The organism is Streptomyces sp. NPDC014656, from assembly GCF_043084305.1.
Taxonomy (GTDB): domain Bacteria; phylum Actinomycetota; class Actinomycetes; order Streptomycetales; family Streptomycetaceae; genus Streptomyces.
The window spans coordinates 144975-162040 of sequence record NZ_JBIBZN010000008.1 but is presented as its reverse complement, the minus strand read 5'-3'; the positions used below and the strand labels follow the sequence as shown (position 1 = coordinate 162040).

Genomic DNA, 17066 nt, shown 5'->3' with positions numbered 1-17066 from the left:
CCAGGGTCTCACGGACCGCCGACGACGCCGTCAACGTTTACGGGGCGCCCGGAATCTCGTAGTCCCGGCCGAGGACGACGGTGACGGCGGCGGTGCCCGCGGGCTTGCCCTTGGTGACGGATCCGGCCGGCAGACCGAGGGTCTCGGCGACCTCCACGGCGGTGGCCTTCTGGGCGTCGTCGCCGTAGACGACCTCGGACTTCGCCCGGCTCTCGGTCCTGCTGCCGCCGACGAAGGCGTAGCCGCCGTTGACCAGGACGACCTTGGCCGCCTCGACGGCGTCCTCGCCGGTTCCGTCCTTGATCGAGACGCGCGGCACTCCACCGGCGTCGAGGGCGGTGACCTTGCCGCCGAGGATGTCCCTGACCACGCTGTCGCCGGTGCCCTCGGCGAGCGCGCCGTCCTGGCCGACGGGCAGCAGCGCCGTCTTGTAGGCGCCGGTCTTGGCGTGTTCGGCGAGCTTGGCCAGGGAGGCGCCGAGGTCCTTCTCGGGGAGGGACGGATCGGCGATCTGCTGGAGGTACTCGACGGCGGTGGTGGCGTTCGTGGCGTCGCTGGGCATCTTGCGGAGCATGCCGTTGACGACCTGGCCGAAGCGCTGGAGCTGCTTGGCCTCGGCCTCTCCGGAGGCCCGGAAGGTGGCGTAGGCGACGGCGGCGCGGCCGGTAAGGGTCTGCTGCTCCCCCCGGGTGACGAGCGGGTCGGCGCCCTTCTTGCCCTGGGGGTCGGGGACGGCGGTGTCGGTGTCGACCTCGATGCCGCCGAGGTACTCGACGAGGTTCTCCAGGTACGGGGTGTCCAGCCGCCAGGTACCCGCGATCTTGGCGCCGAGGAGGGTGTCGAGGGCCTCGCGGGTGCCGGTGGAGCCGTCCTCCTCGACGGACTTGCCGAGGGTGGTGGCGGCGCCCTCGGTGTCGGAGACGGCGAGGGCGTTGGGCAGCAGGACGGTGGTGCCCTGCTTGGTGGTGGAGTTGTCCACGAGGAGGGCGGTGGAGGTGCCGCCGCCCTGGGTGTCGTGGAGGTGGAGGACGATCGTGTCGCGCCGCTGCGGGCCGCCGGCGGCGGACCGGCCCTTCTCCTCGGGGTCGCCGGTGCCGGGGAGCATTCCGGCGGACCAGAGGTAGCCGACACCGCCGACGGTGGCGAGGACCAGGACGACGACGAGGGCGATCACCCGGTTGCGGCCCCGGCGGCGGGCCTCCTCGCGGCGCTCCGAGCGGCTCTCGGTGAACTTGAGCCAGTCGATGACGTCCTCGGAGTCCTCGTCGGGCTCCTCGATGAAGGAGAACTGCTCGGTGCGGTACTCCCGGTCGTCGCCGGCCTCCGCCCGGCGGGGCGCCGCGGGCGCGGCGGCGGGCGGCTCGGGTGCGGGCCGCTGGCCGGGGACGCCGGCCGGGGCGGCGGCGACGGGCGCCGCGGGCTCGGCGGCCTGCCACTGCTGCTGCCCGCCGTAGCTCTCGTACGGGTCGTAGGCGGGCTGCTGGGCGTAGCCCTGGCCCTGCTGGCCGGCGTAGGTGTCGTACGCGGGCTGCTGGGGGTTCTGGGGCGGCTGGGGGGCCTGGGGCTGGGCGTAGGGGTCGTAGCCGTACGACGTCTGCTGCTGCCCCGCGTACGGGTCGTACGCGGGCTGCTGGGGGGCCTGGGCCGGCTGCTGGTACACGGGCTGCCCGTACGCGTCGTAGCCGATGATCTGCGGCTGCGGATAGTACGGGTCGTACGGGTTCTGCTGGTCGTTCACCGGTGCCCCTCCCCGGGACTCACTCGCCGCGGTACAGCTGGCGCTTGTCGATGTAGCGGACCACGCCGTCCGGGACGAGATACCAGACGGGGTCGCCCTTCGCGACCCGTGCGCGGCAGTCGGTGGACGAGATGGCGAGGGCGGGGATCTCGACGAGGGAGACTCCGCCCTTGGGCAGTCCGTCGTCGGTGAGGTCGTGGCCCGGCCGGGTGACGCCGATGAAGTGGGCGAGGGAGAAGAACTCCTCCGCGTCGCGCCAGGTGAGGATCTGCGAGAGCGCGTCGGCGCCGGTGATGAAGAAGAGGTCGGCGTCGCTGTTGAGGGAGTGCAGTTCGCGCAGGGTGTCGATGGTGTACGTCGCGCCGCCGCGGTCGATGTCGATGCGGCTGACCGAGAACTGCGGGTTGGAGGCCGTGGCGATGACCGTCATCAGATAACGGTCCTCGGCGGGCGACACCGCCTTGTGGCTCTTCTGCCACGGCTCGCCGGTCGGTACGAAGACCACCTCGTCCAGGTGGAACAGGGCGGCGACCTCGCTGGCCGCCACCAGGTGTCCGTGGTGGATCGGGTCGAACGTCCCGCCCATCACGCCGAGGCGGCGCTTGCCGCTGCCGCCAGTAGGCACTTCCTGCTCTCCCATGCGTGCAGAGCCTACTGGCACCGCGGTGGACGCCGGCTCAGCGGCCTCCCGGTCGGCGTCCGGCTCAGCGGTCGCGGTTGAAGCGGGTGGTGATCCAGAGCAGCAGCATCAGCGCGATGAAGGCGCCACCGCCCGTGACGTACGGGTTGAGGCTGTCGTGGTTGCCACCGTGCTCGGCGCCCTCGGAGGCAAGCGTGACGAGGTTGGCGGCGGTGCTGTGGAGGCTCATCTTCGGCAGGACCTATCCGATCGGGGGTGGGAGCGGAGACTTCGCGCACATCGTATGCGGGCCGTCCCGGCCGGCTCACGCCGACTCAGGCGTTGGCGTCCCCGGCGTCCCCGGACTCCCCTCGGGCGGGGGCGTCCGCGGGCCGGTCGGCGCTCTCGCCGCTCCGGTAGCCGCGGAGCAGGAACCAGGCGAGGAGGGCGCCGCCGATCATGGAGACCAGCAGGACGATGCGGAGGGTGTCGCCCGGGCCCTGCTGCGCCGCGGCGGCGATCTCGGTGAGGGCGGCGGTGGCCGCGGCGGTGTCCGGCATGCGGGGCGTGCTCCCTCGTTGTCCACAGGGCCCGAGTTGTCCACAGGCTCTCCGCCCACGGTAGCGCCCTCGCCTAGGGTGGGACGCGTCAGGGGGACGAGTACCGACTCGTACGGATGGGCAGGGGGCGTTCATGACCGAGAACCACGGCGGGAACCAGCAGGGGGGCGTGCCGGGCAGGCAGCGCAAGCGGTTCCCCGGCATCTCCTCGCGGGCCTACGAGCACCCGGCGGACCGTTCGGCGCTGGTGGCGCTGCGGAAGCTGAGCGGTTTCGACACGGTGTTCAAGGCGCTGAGCGGGCTGCTGCCCGAGCGCAGCCTCAGACTCCTCTACCTCTCCGACTCCGTCCGGGTGAGCGACGCGCAGTTCTCCCACCTCAACGACATGCTGCGGGACGCCTGTTACATCCTGGACCTGGACCGGGTCCCGCCGATGTACGTGACGCAGAACCCGGTGCCGAACGCGATGTGCGTGGGCATGGACGAGCCAGTGATCGTGCTGACGACCGGGCTGGTCGAGCTGCTCGACGAGGAGGAGATGCGGGCGGTGATCGGCCACGAGGTCGGTCATGCCCTGTCGGGCCACGCGGTCTACCGGACGGTGCTGCTCTTCCTGACGAACGTGGCGCTGAAGGTGGCCTGGATCCCGCTGGGGAACGTGGCGGTGATGGCGATCGTGACCGCGCTGCGCGAGTGGTTCCGCAAGTCGGAGCTGTCGGCCGACCGGGCGGGGCTGCTGGTGGGGCAGGACCTCCGGGCCTCGATGCGGGGGCTGATGAAGCTCGCCGGCGGCAACCACCTGCACGAGATGAACGTGGACGCCTTCCTCGCCCAGGCGGACGAGTACGAGAAGGCCGGTGACCTGCGGGATTCGGTCCTGAAGATCCTCAACGTGCTGCCGCGCTCGCATCCGTTCACCACCGTGCGGGCGGCGGAGCTGAAGAAGTGGTCGGAGAGCCGCGACCACCAGCGGTTGATGGACGGCCACTACCCGAAGCGTTCGGAGGACAAGGACGCCTCGGTCACGGACTCCTTCCGGGAGTCGGCCGGGCACTACGCGCAGACGGTGAGGGACAGCAAGGATCCGCTGTTCAAGCTCGTCGGGGACATAGCCGGCGGTGCCGGTGACCTCGCGGGCGACCTGGGCGGACGGCTGCGGACCGTGTTCGGCGGCGGTGCTCCGAAGGAGCCCGGCAAGGACTCGGGCAAGGACACGGGCGAGGAGCCGGGCGAGGGCTCCGAGAGGTAGCCGGCCTCCGGGCGTCAGGGCCTGGGCTGGGCCGCCGGGGCGAGGGCTCCGCAGAGGGCCGGGGCCCCGGAGCGGTCGGCGGCGTAGGGGTCGGTGAGGGCCGGACCGGTCCTCTCCGGGGCCTCGGCGCCGGCCAGGAGCGGCTGGAGCGCGCCGCCGGTGCCGCTGCCACAGGCCTGCGGTCCGGCCTCGACGGTGCTGGTCAGCAGCTCGGCCCGGTGCATCCGCAGGTCCTCGCGGTCGAAGCGGAAGTGCAGGACGCGGTGGACCGTGAAGAGGGAGGCCTCGGCGGGCTCGCCGGAGCCCCGGGCGGCGGGGCGCAGCGCGTAGGTGAAGGTGTGGTCGGCGGTGACGTCCAGGATGTCCGGGGTGACCTGGGCGAAGCGCAGGGTGCCCTGGACGCGGGGGACGGGCTCGGCGAGGGAGACCTGGCGGGGGTCGAAGCGGACGACCCAGGCGGCGAGGGCGTGCCGGCCGTCGTCGGCGGGTGATTCGACGCTGCGGTCGAACTGGGCGAGCTGATCGGGGTCGAGCAGCAGGCGGGCGGGCCGGACGGTCCGGCCCGCGAGGACGTCGGGCTCCAGGGAGGAGGCGACCAGGTAGTCCTTGGCGATGCTGAGGGCGGTGACGACCTGGCCCTCGGAGAAGTGGGTGGTGCGGGCGGCGACCGGGAGGTTGATGCCGGCGGCGCCGGTGCGGTACTCGGCGGCGGGGCTGCGGGCGAGGAGCCGGGCCGGGTCGCCGCCGGGGACGGGGCCCTGCGGGGCGAGCGGGACGACGGTGGTCCGCAGCGGCTCGGCGCGCTGGTCGAGCGGCGGCTGGTAGGGGTTGCGCAGGCCGAGGTACACGGCCGTGCCGAAGGCGAGGAGGACCAGTAGGACCAGGAGGAGGGCCTGTCCGGAGCCGGGGCGGCGGCCGGCCGGGCCGGGGCGGTCGCGGACGGCGAGCGCGTGCTCGCCCATCCGTTCCCGTGCCGAGAACTCCTGGAGGTGGGCAGCGCGGACGAACGCCTCGTCGAAGACGACGGCTCGGTACTCGTCCTCACCGCCGGGGAGCCCCTCGGGGGTCCCCTCAGGCGGGTCGCCACGCCCTGCCATACCTTCAGGGTAGGTCGGCGGGGGCTTCGGTAAACGCCCAGGTACACGACAAGTTCGGAAGTTTTCCGCCGTCGGAGTGACGGTCCCGGCGGCGGGGGCGGCCGTCCGGGTGGTGTCAGGGCGTGCGGGTGGTGTCAGGGCGTGCGGGGCGCGACGGAGGACGGCGGGAGCGTCCGTCCTTCGGCCGGCGGGCGGGCGGAAGCCGGCGGGGCGGCGGTGGCCGGGGTGCCGGTGAGGACGGGCACCGGGGGCCCGGCGACCGGTGAGGCGGCGGGCGGGCCCGGGTTGGGCTGGTCGACTCCGGTGGAGGCCGGGGGGACCTGGTCCTGCCGGTTGGCGGCGGCTCCGCGGTAGACGGCGCTGAAGGCGAGGGCCACCATGCCGATGCCCATGAGGAGGGCGAGGAGCCAGGCGACGGGCCGGTGCCAGCGGGCGCTGCCCCGGTAGGGGCGCAGGGCGCCGCCGTGGCGGCCGTAGGGGCTGGCGTCGTCGCCGATGTCGTCGGGCTCGTAGGTGAGGCCGACGGGGTCGCGGCTCTCGTCGTAGAGGTCGTCGTCGCCGGCGGACCGGAGGGCCCGGGCGCGGGCGGATTCGGCTTCGGCGCGGGCCTGGGCCGCGGCGAGGAGCCGCTCGACGGCCGTCGGCTCGTGGACGGCCGCGGCCCGGACGAACTCCTCGTCCAGGACCACGTCCCAGCGGCCCTCGTCGGCGCCTCCGCGCTCGTCGTCGGGCTCCCAGCCGTTCGGGGACGGCCTGCCCCCCACGTCGTCCGGCACGGATTCAGAGTAGACCGACGATGTGGTTTTGGGCAGGGAGAGTGCGAAGTCTCCCCGCCCGTACCGAAAGGAGGTGTGCGGGATGGTGTTACCGGATGTGACCGTCGCCGGTCACGATGTACTTGGTGGAGGTGAGCTCCGGAAGGCCCATGGGGCCGCGGGCGTGGAGCTTCTGGGTGGAGATGCCGATCTCCGCGCCGAAGCCGAACTGTCCGCCGTCCGTGAAGCGGGTGGAGGCGTTCACGGCGACCGTGGTGGAGTCGACCAGCTGGGTGAAGCGGCGGGCGGCGGCCTGCGAGGTGGTGACGATGGCCTCGGTGTGGCCGGAGGTCCACGTGCGGATGTGCTCGACGGCCTTGTCGAGGGAGTCGACCACGGCGGCGGCGATGTCGTGGGAGAGGTACTCGGTCTCCCAGTCCTCGGCGGTGGCCGGGACGACGGTGGCCTTGGTGCTCCCGGCGCGGGCGAGGACCCGCTCGTCGGCGTGGACGGTGACGCCCGCCTCGGCCAGCGCGTCGAGGGCGCGGGGCAGGAAGGCGTCGGCGATCGCCTGGTGGACCAGGAGGGTCTCGGCGCTGTTGCAGACGCTGACCCGCTGGGCCTTGGAGTTGACGAGGATGTCGACGGCCATGTCGAGGTCGGCGTCGGCGTCGACGTAGACGTGGCAGTTGCCGGTGCCGGTCTCGATGACCGGGACGGTGGACTCCTCGACGACGGTGCGGATGAGGGAGGCGCCGCCGCGCGGGATGAGGACGTCGACCAGGCCGCGGGCGCGCATCAGCTCGCGGACGGAGTCGCGGGACTCGCCGGGGACGAGCTGGATCGCGTCGGCGGGCAGTCCGGCGCCGCCGATGGCGTCGCGCAGGACCGTGACGAGGGCGGCGTTGGAGGCGTAGGCCGAGGAGGAGCCGCGGAGCAGGACGGCGTTGCCGGCCTTGAGGCAGAGGGCGGCGGCGTCGACGGTGACGTTGGGGCGGGCCTCGTAGATGATGCCGACGACGCCGAGGGGGACGCGGACCTGGCGGAGGTCGAGTCCGTTGGGGAGGGTGGAGCCGCGGACGACCTCGCCGACCGGGTCGGGCAGGGCGGCGACGTCGCGGACGTCGGCGGCGATGGCGCGGACCCGCTCGGGGGTGAGGGTGAGCCGGTCGATGATCGACTCGCTGGTGCCGGCCTCACGGGCCTTGGCGATGTCCTCGGCGTTGGCCTCGACGATCTCGGCGGTGCGGACTTCGAGCGCGTCCGCGATGGCGAGGAGGGCGGCGTCCTTGGCCGAGCGCGGCAGTGGCGCGATCTGTGCGGCGGCGCCACGGGCCTGGTAGGCGGCCCGGGTGACCGGGGTCAGGTTGTCGAGGGGCGTGAGCGAGGTCATGCCCGCAGGGTACTGGGCCGGGCGGTCCGGCCCCGCACGTACGACGGGCGCATCCCGCAGTGCGAGACGCGCCCGTGCCACCGTACGGACCGCGGGGGCCCGGCCCGTCAGGATCCGGGCCCCGGCGGGTCAGTAGGGGTGGACTCCGACCGGGGCGGCCGGCGGCGGGCCGTAGCCCTCCGCGATCCGCTGGTGGTAGGTCTCCCGGTCGATGACCTCCAGGCCGACGATCTCCCAGGGCGGGAGCTTCGCGGTCTGCCGGTGCTCGCCCCAGAGCCGGAGGGCGACGGCGGCCGCGTCGTGCAGGTCGCGGGCCTCCTCCCAGTACCGGATCTCGGCGTGGTCGTTGGCGTAGCGGCTGGTCAGCAGGAAGGGGTGGTCGTGGGCGAGCTGTTCGAGCCCGCGCCGTACCTCCTTCAGCGGTGACTCGACGCCGGACACGCTGAGGGTGACGTGCCACAGCTTGGACAGGGGGCGCTCCCCCGCGCCGCCGTCCCGTGTGCCCGTCTCGGCTGCTGTGCCCCTGCCTTCCGTGGCCCTGTCCCGTGCGGCGTCGAAGTCGGCTCCGGCCTCGACACTCGTCAGGGCGCGTTCGGCCGTCCCGCGGGGCAGTGCCCCTGGGCGCGCTCGTCTCACCGGCGGCCTCCTGTGTGATGCGTGTGGTGCTGTACCCCGCGTTGCTCGTTACCCCCGAGACAAAGTTGACCAGTCCGAGCCGCCGCATGGGGCGGTTTTGGTAAAGGTCCCTTCCGGATGGCAGGAGTTTCAGCCGTTTCGGCGGCGGTTTCGCAAGGCGTCCGTACGGGTTTCCGTATGGGTTCCCATATGGGTTCCCGTACGGGGCCCGCTCCGGTCCCCGGGCGGGAGCGGCCCGGCGCCGCCCGGGGCGCCGGGTTTCAGCCGAGGACGACGAGGTCGTCGCGGTGGACGACCTCGCGCTCGTACTCGGGCCCGAGTTCCCTGGCGAGTTCGTGGGTGGAGCGGCCCAGCATCCGGGGGAGTTCCTTGGCGTCGAAGTTGACGAGGCCGCGGGCGACGGGGCAGCCGGCGGAGTCGCGGAGCTCGACCGGGTCGCCGGCGACGAAGTCGCCCTCGACGGCGGCGATGCCGGCGGCGAGCAGTGACTTCTTGCCCTCGACGACGGCCCGGACGGCCCCGTCGTCGAGCCCGAGGGAGCCCTGCGGGGTGGAGGCGTGGGCGAGCCAGAGGAGGCGGTCGGCGGAGCGGCGGCCGGTCCGCTGGAAGTAGGTGCCGGTGTCGCGGCCGGCGAGGGCGTCGGCGGCGCGGCTGGCGGAGGTGAGGACGACGGGGATGCCGGCGGCGGCGGCGATCCGGGCGGCCTCGACCTTGGTGACCATGCCGCCGGTGCCGACGCCGGCCTTGCCGGCGGAGCCGATCTCGACGTGGGCGATCGACTCCGGGCCGGTGACCTCGGCGATCCGGGAGGTGCCGGGCTTGGCGGGGTCGCCGTCGTAGAGGCCGTCGACGTCGGAGAGGAGGACGAGGAGGTCGGCGCGGACGAGGTGGGCGACGAGGGCGGCGAGCCGGTCGTTGTCGCCGAAGCGGATCTCGTCGGTGGCGACGGTGTCGTTCTCGTTGACGACCGGCAGCGCGCCCATGGCGAGGAGCTGGTCGAGGGTGCGGTAGGCGTTGCGGTAGTGGGCGCGGCGGCTGGTGTCGTCGGTGGTGAGCAGCACCTGGCCGACGCGGACGCCGTAGCGGGCGAAGGAGGCGGTGTAGCGGGCGACGAGCAGCCCCTGGCCGACGCTGGCGGCGGCCTGCTGGCGGGCCAGGTCCTTGGGGCGGCGGGTGAGGCCGAGCGGGGCAAGGCCGGCGGCGATGGCGCCGGAGGAGACCAGGACGATCTCCTTCTCGCCGCCGCTGCGGACCTTGGCCAGGACGTCGACGAGGGCGTCGACCCGGTCGGCGTCGAGGCCGCCGGCCGCGGTGGTGAGGGAGGAGGAGCCGACCTTGACGACGATCCGGCGCGCCTCGGTGACGAAGGGGCGGGTCACGGACGGCGCGGTCGCGGTCGGCGGGGCCGGGGCGGTCGGGGCGGTCGCGTCCTGTCGGTTCATGTCCTGCTGCACCGTCGCCATCTCCGTCGCCACCTGCGCCGTCCTCACTCGCTGTTCTGGCGCCGTGCGCTCCCGGCACGGTCGCGAGGGGCAATCTACGCGAGCCGGGACGGCTGCCGCTCGCCCATTCCGTTCTCCGGACCGCCGCTCCGCGGGCCGCCGCCCCCTGCCCCGCCCCCGGTCCCGGGGCCCCGGCTGACCAGGATCCGGCGGGAGATCACGTACGTGAAGGGGATGGCGACGACGGCGGCCACGAGTGGCGCGATCCGGTCGTCCGTTCCGGCCCAGGTGACGAGCGCGTACAGGCCGGCGCTCTGCACCGCGTAGTTGGTGACGTTGGTGAGGGGGAAGAGGGCGAACTTCTTCCAGGTGGGGCGGGTGCGGTAGGTGAAGTAGGTGTTGAGGAAGAAGGAGCCCACCATGCTGAGCAGGAAGGCGAGGGTGTACGCGGCGAAGTACGGCATCCAGGGGTGGAGCAGCAGGTAGCAGCCGAAGAAGGTGCCGGTGTTGATCCCGCCCACCACGCCGAAGCGGATGATCTGGCCGAGCTGGTCTCGCATGGGCCCATCAGATCGCCGGGAGATGAACGGGGCGTGCCGCGGGGGCGACGCCCGCACGGCGAACGGCCCCCTCGTACGCGATGTGCGAGGGGGCCGTGCGGTGCTTCTGGCCGGTCCTAGACGGCCGCGCCGCGGCGGGCGGTCCAGCCCGTCCAGGCGGAGTCGATCATGTCGCGGACGTCGTACCGGGCCTTCCAGCCCAGCTCGGCGGCGATGCGGTCGGCGGAGGCGACGACGCGGGCCGGGTCGCCGGGGCGGCGCGGGGTGACGAGGGGCTCGGTGGTGTGCCCGGTGATCTCGTTGATCAGGGCGACCATCTCGGTGACGGAGACGCCCTCGCCGCGGCCGATGTTGACGGTGAGGTCGCGCGGCTCGCCGGCCTCGGCCCACTCGGAGAGCTTGCGGGCGGCCACGAGGTGGGCGTCCGCGAGGTCCTCTACGTGGATGTAGTCGCGGATGCAGGTGCCGTCCGGGGTGGCGTAGTCGTCGCCGAAGATCCGGGGGGCCTCGCCGGCGTCGAGCCGCTCGAAGACCATCGGCACCAGGTTGAAGACGCCGGTGTCGGCGAGCTCGGGGGTGGCCGCGCCGGCCACGTTGAAGTACCGCAGGCAGGCGGTGGCGATGCCGTGCGCCTGGCCGGCCGCGCGGACCAGCCACTCGCCGACCAGCTTGGTCTCGCCGTACGGGCTGAGCGGCGCGCACGGGGTCTCCTCGGTGACGAGGTCGACGTCCGGCATGCCGTACACGGCGGCGGAGGAGGAGAAGAGGAAGTTGCGCACGCCGGCCGCGGCGACCGCCTCCAGGAGGACGGTGAGCCCGACGACGTTCTCGCGGTAGTAGTGCAGCGGCAGCTCGACGGACTCGCCGACCTGCTTCTTCGCGGCGAGGTGGACGACGCCGGTGACGCCGTGCTCGGCGAGCGTCCGGTCCAGCAGCTCGCGGTCGAGGGTGGAGCCGACGACCAGCGGGACGCCCTCCGGAAGCCGGTGCGCGTAGCCCGTGGACAGGTCGTCCAGGACCACGACCCGCTCGCCCGCCGCCGTCATGGCGCGCACCACGTGCGCGCCGATGTATCCGGCACCACCGGTGATCAGATAAGTCATGCGCCCCTCGTCCCTCTCGCTGAGAACTCCGGGGTACACGGTACCGGCTGCCCGCCCCGGCCCCCGGGGCGTCACTCCCCCAGGCGTCATACTGGACGGGTTCATCCTTCCGTCGGGTCATGTTCAAGGAGTCGTCCGCCGTGCGAAATCCCGAGGCACCCAGGCTGCTTGGGGTCTACCGCCGAGCCGTACCGGAGCGCGTGCGGCGGGCCATCGTCGCGCAGGTCGACGCCGACATGCGCCGCAAGGTGAAGATGCGCATCGCCAGCGGCACCGCGGCCGCCGAGCGGCTGCGCGGCGGCCGGCTCGCCAAGCGCTACGGCGCCTACACCGCCGGTGCCGACCGCGCCGTGATCAACGTCGGCCGGGAGCCGAAGGTGGCGCTCGTCACCGAGGGCATCACCCCGCTCCGGGCCCGCCGGGCCAACCTGGACGCCGTCCTGGAGGCGCTCGCCGCGGCGGGCGTCGAGCACTTCTGCGTCCGCGGCCAGTCGGAGACCGCCGCGGCCGTGGCCGTGCGCGAGGAGGACCGCGACGCCGTCCTCGCCGCCCTGGCCGAGGCCTGCCGGCGGCTGCCGGGATACGTGACGCCGGTGAGCGGCAACAACCCCGTCACCCGCGCGTCCGAGCCCGGCTTCGAGCAGGCGAGCTGGCAGCGGGTGCGCACCTCCCCCGTGGTGCGCCTCACCTGGTACCACACGGACCCGACGCACCAGTTGGCGCTCGGGGACACGTACGGCTGCGACGTGGAGTTCTGGACGTTGGAGGAGGGGCAGCTGACCGCCCCGCGCGCCGGGCGGATCGCCACGGTGCTGCCGCCGTCCGGCGAGATCGTCCCCGTCCCTGAGCCGTACTTCACGAGCCTCGCGCCCCGCGGTGCGGAGGGCGCCCCGCTCGTCCCCGCCCGCGCGGAGACCGCCGTCGTCCCCACGGACGAGGTCACCTTCCCGGTCGACGTCGTCTACACCTGGGTGGACGGCTCGGACCCGGCCTGGCTGCGGCGGCGCGCCGAGTTCTCCGGCGAGGGCTACCACGCGGAGGCGGCGAACGCCGCCCGCTACCTCAGCCGCGACGAGCTCCGCTACTCGCTGCGCTCGCTCCACATGTACGCCCCCTGGGTGCGGAACATCTACCTGGTGACCGACGACCAGACCCCCGACTGGCTGGACACGGACCGGCCGGGCCTGAAGGTCGTCTCGCACAAGGACGTCTTCCGCTCCCCCGACCTGCTGCCGACCTTCAACTCGCACGCGATCGAGTCGCAGCTGCACCACATCGAGGGGCTCTCCGAGCACTTCCTGTACTTCAACGACGACGTGATGCTCGGGAACGAGGTGACGCCGGGCGACTTCTTCCACGCCAACGGCATCACCAAGTTCTTCCCGTCACCGGCGCTGGTGCCGCTCGGCGAGCGGACCGCCGACGACCCGCCGGTGGCCGCCGCCGGCAAGAACAACCGCCGCCTGATCCAGGAGCGGTACGGCGCCGTCCTCGTCCAGAAGATGAAGCACATGCCGCATCCGCTGAGCCGCGCCGTACTGACCGAGATCGAGACGGAGTTCGCCGCCGAGTACCGGCACACGGAGGCGAGCAGGTTCCGCAGCATCGACGACATCTCGATCTCGTCCTCGCTGCACCACTACTACGCCTTCCACACCGGCCGCGCGGTCCCGTCCCAGCTGCCGTACTCCTATCTGGACCTGACCCACCCGTGGACCGAGACCCGGCTCGGCCGGCTCCTCGCGGCGCGGGACAAGAGCGTCTTCTGCGTCAACGACACGGTCTCCACGGAGCAGGAGGTGGGCGAGCAGAAGGACCTGATCACCCCCTTCCTGGAGGCGTACTTCCCGGTGCCCAGTCCGTACGAGAAGTAGCGCGGCGAAACGGGGAGGGGCGCCGGGACCATGTGGTCCCGGCGCCCCTCCCCGTTTCGCCCGTGGGCCGCGGCAGCGCTCCGGGTCAGTCGCGCTCGAAGCGGGAGCGGACCGGGAAGTAGGCCTGGAGGAAGGCGCTCAGCACGCGGTCCTGCTCGTCGACCGGCACCTCCGCGTCCGCGGACTCGCCGATGCAGAACACGTCGTGGCTGCGGGAGGCCAGCAGCCGGCTCAGCACCGAGTGGTGGGCGTAGTTGCCCACGTTCACGTAGCTGCAGGAGATGGCCGACGGCACCGAGTTGCCCGTCAGGTAGCCGTAGTGGTGGTGCAGCGACGAGGTGATCGACAGGTCCGTGTTCGCACGGAACGGGTTGCGGGCCGTCGTCGCGATCTCCTCCGGGAACCGGTCGGTGATCTCCTGGAGCACACTGCGGCGCAGCGGGTGCGGCGCGTGCAGGAAGCTGTGCGTGGCGACCCGGCCGAAGGCCTCTTCGAGCAGGGCCCGGTTGTTCTTGGCGGCGGCGAAGTAGCCCTCGTCGTCCGCCGACGGGGGGCTCGGCGGGACGGTGGTCGGCGAACGGAACATCTTCGCCACGCCGTTGCTCAGGAAGAAGGAGCCCGGCCGCAGCGGACGTCCGACGAACACGTCGTCGTTGAAGTACAGGAAGTGCTCGGAGAGCCCCTCGATCCGGTGCAGCTGCGACTCGATCGCGTGCGAGTTGAACGTCGGCAGCCAGGAGGGGTCCGGGAAGATGTCCTTGTGGGACACGACCTGGATGCCCGGCTGGTCGGTGTCGAGCCACTCCGGCGCCTGGTCGTCGGTGACGAGGTAGATGTTCCGCACCCAGGGCGCGAACATCTCCAGCGACCGCAGCGAGTACCGCAGTTCGTCGCGGTTGCGGAAGCGGACGTCGCCGCTGTCGGCGTCGTCGACCGGCATGTCCATCCGGCGTCGCACCGCGTCGCGGCGCTCCCGCCAGGCGGGGTCCGTGTCGTCGACCCACGTGTAGACGACGTCGATCGGGAAGTCGACGTCCCACATCAGGTTCTTGGTGAACTGGCTCAGCGTCGGGTAGTCGCGGCCCGCGACCTCCAGCTTCGCCGTCGGCTCCAGCGACGGCAGGCGCCGGCCGAGCAGGGTGGTGGAGCGGGGGCTGTTGCGCCAGCCGTCCTCGTCCTCGTCCCAGAACTCGACGGTGCAGCCGTACGCGGGGCCGTACCGCAGGGTGCGGCTCCCGCTGGTCACCGGGGTGAAGATCTTCACGCCGGCGACCTCGCCGACGGTGTCGAGGCGCTCGGCCAGCACGGCGCCGGGCGCGGCGCCGCGGGGGGTGATCAGCTCGCCGTAGACGGGCTGCCCGTGCAGCTCGGTGGCGAGGGCGCTCAGGGCGCGCTCCCGCTCCTCGACCGGGACGGCGAGGAAGTGGGCGACGCTGTCGGTGCGCAGGTAGGTGTAGGGGACCCCGGCGGTCTCGAAGACCTTGGCGGTGGCCTCCAGGTTCGTCCGCGCCATCGTCGACGCGTCGATCTCGTCGCTCACCTGCGAGAGCCGGCCGGCGGAGCGGATCAGGGAGCGGTTCTGCGCCTGGATCAGCACCTCCCGCGCCTTCTGCTCGTCGGCGGAGTTCGGGAGCAGCGTGACGGGCGCGGCGACGCTGAAGTTCTGGGTGCCGCCCTTGGCGAGGCGCAGCGCGGCGCGGTCGGCCCGCGAGGCGAGGCGCTGGGGCGAGTCACGGCGCGCGACGAGGCGCTCGAAGAGCTCCTCCCACTGCACGGTGATCGTCTCGCCGGAGAACCGCTCGTAGACGCCGGACCGGGCCGCCTGCCCGAAGGCGAGGCGGGTGTCGTCGTCGCCCATCAGCCGGGACATGGCCTCGGCGAGGGAGTCGATGTCCTTGGAGGGGACGAGGAGGCCGTCCACGTCGTGGCGGATGATCTCGGCGGGCCCGGTGACGATGTCGTACGCGACGACGGGGACGCCGGCGGCGAAGACCTCCAGGAGGACCAGCGGGAAGGCCTCGTTGCGCGAGGGCAGCAGGGCCAGCGCGGCCTTGGCCCACTCGGCCTCCATCCGGTCGGTCCGGCCCATGAACTCCACGCGGGCGTGGAGTCCGAGGCCCTCGACCAGGGCGCGCAGGCGGACCAGCTGGGGGCCGTCGCCGAAGATGCGCAGCGTCCAGTCGGGGAACTCCTCGGAGACCCGGTGGAAGGCGTGGATCGCGTGGTCGAGCTGCTTCTCCGGGGTCATCCGGGCAGCCAGGACGATGGTCTTGCTCTCCAGGTCGGCCCGGGGGCGGTAGCCGTCCGGCACCGCGTTGGGGATGGCGACCAGCTCGGGGGCGGTGTCGCCGAGGGAGTCGGCGAACCAGTCGTTGGTGCGCTCGGTGAGGGAGACGAGGGCGTCGATCCGCGGGCCGTGGACGAGCAGCGGCTCGCCGGAGACGCCGCGCAGCTGGGAGGCGCGGTGCTCCTGGTGCACGGTGATGACCCGGGACGGCGCGAGCTCCGCGGCGGCGGCCATCAGGGCGGGCGTGGTCGTCACGAGCACGTCGGTGTCCAGGGAGCCGAGCTCCCGGGTCATCTCGATGTCGGAGAGCCGGTCGAAGGTGGACTCCCAGGACGGCTTGATGATCTCGCTCGGCAGGGAGGCCAGGGTGCGGCACGCCGCCGCGTCCAGGACGGACTCCCGGACGGGGCGCTCGACCGCGCCGGTCCGGTCGATCAGATAGCGCCGCTTGACCTTCTTGGCCGCGGCGAAGAAGGGCTCGTCGCGGGTCTTGAAGACGCTGAGGACCTCGACCTCGTGCCGGGGCGCGAGATGGATCGCCTGGGTGTAGGCGGCCATCTCCGTTCCGCCCATCTCGTCACCCCAGGTGAGCAGAAACGTGATCTTCATGCGACTTCCTCTGTGCGGGGGGACACGGGTATGACATCGACGCAGCTGACGACCAGCGCGCCGGCCCCCGCGACATAAGCGTGCACCCGCACGAGGGAGCCGTTGCCGAGGGCGATGATGCGAATGGGAGTGCGGAAGACCCGCCGGGGGTAACGGACGTCCGTGAACTGCCGGGCGATCTTGAGCCGCTGCCCCCCGGCCCGCACGAAGAGCTCCCAGACCCGGGCGTGGTCGACTCCACCCATCCGGTCGAAGGGGACGTCGAACCGGAACCGGTCGCCGTCCCACTCCGGAGTGACGGAGACGGGGCTGCCGCCGCCGCGCCGCAGCACCGCCTCGGCCTTGCCGCGCGCGTCCTCGGCGGCGAAGCCGTAGACCCGGCCGTGCACGGTCATCCGGTCCCAGCGCAGCTCGAAGTCGGTGAACTCGGCGTGCCGGCGCGGGGCGCGGACCTTGATCAGCGCGAAGCCGTCGACGGAGCGGACGATGCGGAAGAGGGCGCCGCTCGTCGGGGACGGCGAGTAGACGCGGGTCGGGCCGTCGGCGGCCGGCTCGGCGAAGGCGGCGATCGCGACCCGGTGCTCCTCGCCCTGCGGGTCCGTGAGGAGCAGGGTGAGCTTCCACAGGCCGCTGGTCAGCACCGGTCCGCGGCGGCCGGTCTCCGAGGGGGTGTCGTAGCGCAGCGGCGCCGTCGTGGTGAGCAGGGCCGTGCCGTCGGTCTGCGGCTCGACGTCGAGCGGCAGCTCGACGCGGTGGGAGCCGTGGGTGAGGACGAGCACGGCGGAGGCGGCCCGGCCGCGGGCGACCGCGACGGCGAAGTTCAGCGTCCGGCCGCCGGAGATCGAGAAGTGGACGGGCCTGATGTGGGCGCGGGGCCGGAGCCCGCCGCCGAGGGCCGGGACGGTGTGCAGTCGCTCGACGCGACGCCGCATGCGGACGGCGGCCTTGCGAGCACGCTTGGCAGCGCCCACCGCATAGGGCAGCAGTGAGTCACTCACAGCGATCCCGGCTTCCATTAGGTCTGACTCAGTCAGCCTCGGATGATGCCAAGGATGGGAACCCTGGGCAAGTTCACCCAAGATTCAGCCATTCCTGTGATGATCATCACCTGATCTTTTGAAACCTTTCCTTTCCATTTCCCTCT

Annotated in this window: 15 protein-coding genes; 2 read left to right on the top strand and 13 right to left on the bottom strand. The window is 72.6% G+C overall.

What is annotated here, in order from left to right; translation table 11 throughout:
* Positions 1 to 37: 37 nt before the first annotated feature.
* From ACF1ED_RS19815 to ACF1ED_RS19800, 4 genes are all read right to left on the bottom strand, one after another.
* Positions 38 to 1738, bottom strand: coding sequence for an LCP family protein (locus ACF1ED_RS19815; RefSeq protein ID WP_391762108.1), 1701 nt, complete (start codon positions 1736 to 1738; stop codon positions 38 to 40).
* 19 nt (positions 1739 to 1757) lie between these two features.
* Complete coding sequence (nadD, locus tag ACF1ED_RS19810; RefSeq protein ID WP_043221513.1) at positions 1758 to 2378, bottom strand: nicotinate-nucleotide adenylyltransferase; 621 nt, start codon at positions 2376 to 2378, stop codon at positions 1758 to 1760.
* A 64-nt stretch (positions 2379 to 2442) separates the two neighbouring features.
* Positions 2443 to 2607: a hypothetical protein gene (locus tag ACF1ED_RS19805; protein ID WP_189847634.1), complete on the bottom strand. Its 165-nt coding sequence runs from the start codon at positions 2605 to 2607 to the stop codon at positions 2443 to 2445.
* Positions 2608 to 2692: 85 nt separating this feature from the next.
* The gene (locus ACF1ED_RS19800; RefSeq protein WP_391762425.1) at positions 2693 to 2917 is read right to left on the bottom strand and encodes a hypothetical protein; all 225 of its coding nucleotides are present in this window, start codon (positions 2915 to 2917) and stop codon (positions 2693 to 2695) included.
* A gap of 133 nt (positions 2918 to 3050) precedes the next feature.
* On the opposite strand from ACF1ED_RS19800, the gene ACF1ED_RS19795 reads away from it, so the two are divergent.
* Complete coding sequence (locus ACF1ED_RS19795; RefSeq protein ID WP_391762105.1) at positions 3051 to 4166, top strand: M48 family metallopeptidase; 1116 nt, start codon at positions 3051 to 3053, stop codon at positions 4164 to 4166.
* Between the two features lie 14 nt (positions 4167 to 4180).
* Here the strand turns inward: ACF1ED_RS19795 and ACF1ED_RS19790 are convergent, their stop codons facing one another.
* The 7 genes from ACF1ED_RS19790 to galE all read right to left on the bottom strand — a co-directional run bounded on the left by ACF1ED_RS19790 (position 4181) and on the right by galE (position 11152).
* Entirely contained in the window at positions 4181 to 5263 is a 1083-nt protein-coding gene (locus ACF1ED_RS19790) for a hypothetical protein (protein WP_391762103.1), read from the bottom strand.
* 134 nt (positions 5264 to 5397) lie between these two features.
* Positions 5398 to 6039: a hypothetical protein gene (locus tag ACF1ED_RS19785; RefSeq protein WP_391762101.1), complete on the bottom strand. Its 642-nt coding sequence runs from the start codon at positions 6037 to 6039 to the stop codon at positions 5398 to 5400.
* An 88-nt stretch (positions 6040 to 6127) separates the two neighbouring features.
* Complete coding sequence (locus ACF1ED_RS19780) at positions 6128 to 7411, bottom strand: glutamate-5-semialdehyde dehydrogenase (protein WP_391762099.1); 1284 nt, start codon at positions 7409 to 7411, stop codon at positions 6128 to 6130.
* A gap of 129 nt (positions 7412 to 7540) precedes the next feature.
* Complete coding sequence (locus ACF1ED_RS19775; protein WP_391762097.1) at positions 7541 to 8047, bottom strand: hypothetical protein; 507 nt, start codon at positions 8045 to 8047, stop codon at positions 7541 to 7543.
* 260 nt (positions 8048 to 8307) lie between these two features.
* On the bottom strand, positions 8308 to 9489 hold the full coding sequence (proB, locus tag ACF1ED_RS19770; RefSeq protein ID WP_391762404.1) for a glutamate 5-kinase: 1182 nt from the start codon (positions 9487 to 9489) through the stop codon (positions 8308 to 8310).
* Positions 9490 to 9584: 95 nt separating this feature from the next.
* Positions 9585 to 10049, bottom strand: coding sequence for a GtrA family protein (locus ACF1ED_RS19765; RefSeq protein WP_391762095.1), 465 nt, complete (start codon positions 10047 to 10049; stop codon positions 9585 to 9587).
* Between the two features lie 116 nt (positions 10050 to 10165).
* Positions 10166 to 11152, bottom strand: coding sequence for a UDP-glucose 4-epimerase GalE (gene galE, locus ACF1ED_RS19760; RefSeq protein WP_391762093.1), 987 nt, complete (start codon positions 11150 to 11152; stop codon positions 10166 to 10168).
* Positions 11153 to 11292: 140 nt separating this feature from the next.
* Here galE and ACF1ED_RS19755 point away from each other — a divergent pair, with 140 nt between their 5' ends.
* A complete protein-coding gene (locus tag ACF1ED_RS19755; RefSeq protein ID WP_391762091.1) occupies positions 11293 to 13026 on the top strand; it encodes a stealth family protein in 1734 nt (577 codons plus the stop codon).
* A gap of 85 nt (positions 13027 to 13111) precedes the next feature.
* Here the strand turns inward: ACF1ED_RS19755 and ACF1ED_RS19750 are convergent, their stop codons facing one another.
* Together ACF1ED_RS19750 and ACF1ED_RS19745 are read right to left on the bottom strand one after the other, a co-directional pair.
* Positions 13112 to 15922 carry a stealth conserved region 3 domain-containing protein gene (locus ACF1ED_RS19750; RefSeq protein ID WP_391762090.1) on the bottom strand — a complete coding sequence of 937 codons (2811 nt, stop codon included), beginning with the start codon at positions 15920 to 15922 and terminating at the stop codon, positions 13112 to 13114.
* Positions 15919 to 16920, bottom strand: coding sequence for a hypothetical protein (locus tag ACF1ED_RS19745; protein ID WP_391762088.1), 1002 nt, complete (start codon positions 16918 to 16920; stop codon positions 15919 to 15921). Before ACF1ED_RS19745 ends, ACF1ED_RS19750 begins: the two co-directional genes overlap by 4 nt.
* Positions 16921 to 17066 lie beyond the last annotated feature (146 nt).

Bases quoted from the DNA above. Each gene is read 5' to 3' on its own strand.
- nadD (WP_043221513.1), bottom strand. From the start codon at position 2,378: ATGGGAGAGCAGGAAGTGCCTACTGGCGGCAGCGGCAAGCGCCGCCTC.
- ACF1ED_RS19805 (WP_189847634.1), bottom strand. From the start codon at position 2,607: ATGAGCCTCCACAGCACCGCCGCCAACCTCGTCACGCTTGCCTCCGAG.
- ACF1ED_RS19800 (WP_391762425.1), bottom strand. From the start codon at position 2,917: ATGCCGGACACCGCCGCGGCCACCGCCGCCCTCACCGAGATCGCCGCC.
- ACF1ED_RS19795 (WP_391762105.1), top strand. From the start codon at position 3,051: ATGACCGAGAACCACGGCGGGAACCAGCAGGGGGGCGTGCCGGGCAGG.
- ACF1ED_RS19790 (WP_391762103.1), bottom strand. From the start codon at position 5,263: ATGGCAGGGCGTGGCGACCCGCCTGAGGGGACCCCCGAGGGGCTCCCC.
- ACF1ED_RS19780 (WP_391762099.1), bottom strand. From the start codon at position 7,411: ATGACCTCGCTCACGCCCCTCGACAACCTGACCCCGGTCACCCGGGCC.
- proB (WP_391762404.1), bottom strand. From the start codon at position 9,489: ATGAACCGACAGGACGCGACCGCCCCGACCGCCCCGGCCCCGCCGACC.
- ACF1ED_RS19765 (WP_391762095.1), bottom strand. From the start codon at position 10,049: ATGCGAGACCAGCTCGGCCAGATCATCCGCTTCGGCGTGGTGGGCGGG.
- galE (WP_391762093.1), bottom strand. From the start codon at position 11,152: ATGACTTATCTGATCACCGGTGGTGCCGGATACATCGGCGCGCACGTG.
- ACF1ED_RS19750 (WP_391762090.1), bottom strand. From the start codon at position 15,922: ATGAAGATCACGTTTCTGCTCACCTGGGGTGACGAGATGGGCGGAACG.